The sequence below is a fragment of the Sphingobacterium puteale genome, from assembly GCF_003627955.1.
Classification (GTDB): Bacteria; Bacteroidota; Bacteroidia; order Sphingobacteriales; family Sphingobacteriaceae; genus Sphingobacterium; species Sphingobacterium puteale.
This window is the reverse complement of the sequence record NZ_RBWS01000043.1, coordinates 1-2,837: the sequence shown is the minus strand read 5'-3', so window position 1 is coordinate 2,837 and position 2,837 is coordinate 1. Positions and strand designations below refer to the sequence as shown.

At 51.2% G+C, this 2,837-nt stretch carries 1 rRNA gene; it reads right to left on the bottom strand.

What is annotated here, in order from left to right:
* A 23S ribosomal RNA gene (locus D7322_RS28215) occupies positions 1-2,789 on the bottom strand; the annotation flags it as partial.
* Between the last annotated feature and the right edge of the window lie 48 nt (positions 2,790-2,837).

Here is a 2,837-nt window from a genome sequence, read left to right as displayed (position 1 = left end):
AGGAAGTCTCATCTCGTGGCTAGTTTCGCACTTAGATGCTTTCAGCGCTTATCTATTCCAGACGTAGCTACCCTGCCGTACACCTGGCGGCATAACAGGTTCACCAGAGGTCTGTCCAACCCGGTCCTCTCGTACTAAGGTCAGATCCACTCAAACTTCCAACGCCCACAACAGATAGGGACCGAACTGTCTCGCGACGTTCTGAACCCAGCTCGCGTGCCACTTTAATGGGCGAACAGCCCAACCCTTGGGACCTTCTCCAGCCCCAGGATGTGACGAGCCGACATCGAGGTGCCAAACCTCCCCGTCGATATGAGCTCTTGGGGGAGATCAGCCTGTTATCCCCAGCGTACCTTTTATCCTTTGAGCGATGGCCCTTCCATACAGAACCACCGGATCACTATGTCCGTCTTTCGACCCTGTTCGACTTGTCGGTCTCACAGTCAAGCAAGCTTATGCCATTGCACTCCACGTACGGTTACCAAGCGTACTGAGCTTACCTTTGAAAGCCTCCGTTACCTTTTTGGAGGCGACCACCCCAGTCAAACTACCCACCAAACAATGTCCTCCACATGATGGAGTTAGAAACCGGATACAGAAAGGGCGGTATTTCAAGGGTGATTCCATGACTCCTGGCGAAGCCACTTCAATATCTCCCGCCTATCCTACACATCCTGTACCCAATCTCAATGTTAAGCTATAGTGAAGGTGCATGGGGTCTTTCCGTCCCGTTGCGGGTAATCGGCGTCTTCACCGATACCACAATTTCACCGAGCTCATGGCTGAGACAGCGCCCAGATCGTTACACCATTCGTGCAGGTCGGAACTTACCCGACAAGGAATTTCGCTACCTTAGGACCGTTATAGTTACGGCCGCCGTTTACTGGGGCTTCGATTCAATGCTTCTCTTGCGATGACATCCCCTCTTAACCTTCCAGCACCGGGCAGGTGTCAGGCCTTATACCTCATCTTGCGATTTTGCAAAGCCATATGTTTTTGTTAAACAGTCGCCTGGGCCTTTTCACTGCGGCTGCTCATCACTGAGACAGCGCCCCTTCTCCCGAAGTTACAGGGCCATTTTGCCGAGTTCCTTAGCCATGACTCACTCGAGCACCTTAGGATTCTCTCCTCGACCACCTGTGTCGGTTTGCGGTACGGGTCTTCATAACCTGAAGCTTAGCGGGTTTTCTTGGAAGTCTGTTTACCTGCTCTATCAGCGCCACCGGAGCTTTGCTGTACTATTGGGTTTCAGCTAGAGTTGCGGATTTGCCTACAACCCCAATACCTACGCCTTTCAACGAACTATTCCGTCAGTTCGCGGCAGTGTCACTACTCCGTCACCACATCGCAGTTATGAAGAGTACTGGAATATTAACCAGTTGTCCATCGGCTTGCCCCTTTCGGGTGCGCCTTAGGTCCCGACTGACCCTGATCCGATTAACGTTGATCAGGAAACCTTGGTCTTTCGGTGGGCGGGTTTCCCACCCGCCTTATCGTTACTTATGCCTACATTTGCTTTTCCATAACCTCCACACAGCATTACCACTGTGCTTCCCCGGCGATGGAATGCTCCCCTACCAGATGCATATCTTTCAATGCAAATCCATAGCTTCGGTACCGTTCTTGATGCCCGTTTATTATCCACGCCCGGCCGCTCGACTAGTGAGCTGTTACGCACTCTTTAAATGAATGGCTGCTTCCAAGCCAACATCCTAGCTGTCTGGGCAACCGGACCTCGTTAGTTCAACTTAGAACGGATTTGGGGACCTTAGCTGATGGTCTGGGTTCTTTCCCTCTCGGCCTTGGACCTTAGCACCCAAAGCCTCACTGCCGGCCATATCTGATAGCATTCGGAGTTCGTCTGGATTTGGTAGGATTTGACTCCCCCGCACCCAATCGGTAGCTCTACCTCTATCAGACTCCATGCCGACGCTGTTCCTAAAAACATTTCGGGGAGTACGAGCTATTTCCCAGTTTGATTGGCCTTTCACCCCTACCCTCAGGTCATCCGGAAACTTTTCAACGTTTATCGGTTCGGTCCTCCATTACATGTTACTGCAACTTCAACCTGCCCAAGGGTAGATCACAAGGTTTCGCGTCTACCTCATCTGACTATGCGCCCTATTAAGACTCGCTTTCGCTTCGGCTGCGTCCCTGAAGGACTTAACCTTGCCAGACAAGAGTAACTCGTAGGCTCATTATGCAAAAGGCACGCTGTCACAGAATCTCTCTGCTCCAACCGCTTGTAAGCACACGGTTTCAGGTTCTTTTCACTCCCCTGTTCGGGGTTCTTTTCACCTTTCCCTCACGGTACTGGTTCACTATCGGTCTCTCAGGAGTATTTAGCCTTACCAGATGGTGCTGGTGGATTCCCACAGGATTTCTCCGGTCCCGCGGTACTCAGGATACCACTATGCCAATATTCTTTACCTGTACGGGGCTCTCACCCTTGTCGCGCAGTTTCCCACCTGCTTCCAGTTCATAGCATTGTACAATGTCGTGGTCCTACAACCCCGACCATGCCGTAACATGATCGGTTTGGGCTCTTTCCCGTTCGCTCGCCACTACTTGGGAAATCATTGTTATTTTCTTCTCCTACGCCTACTTAGATGTTTCAGTTCAGCGCGTTCGCGTTTTATACGACTATTCTTCAAATAGTCAGGTTGCCCCATTCGGAAATCTCTGGATCAAGTCGCATTTGCCGATCCCCAGAGCTTATCGCAGCTTATCACGTCCTTCTTCGCCTCTGAGAGCCTAGGCATCCCCCGTGTGCCCTTATTTACTTTCTTCACCGGCATAGCCTTTTGCTACTATGCGGCTGCTTTTGATATATATAC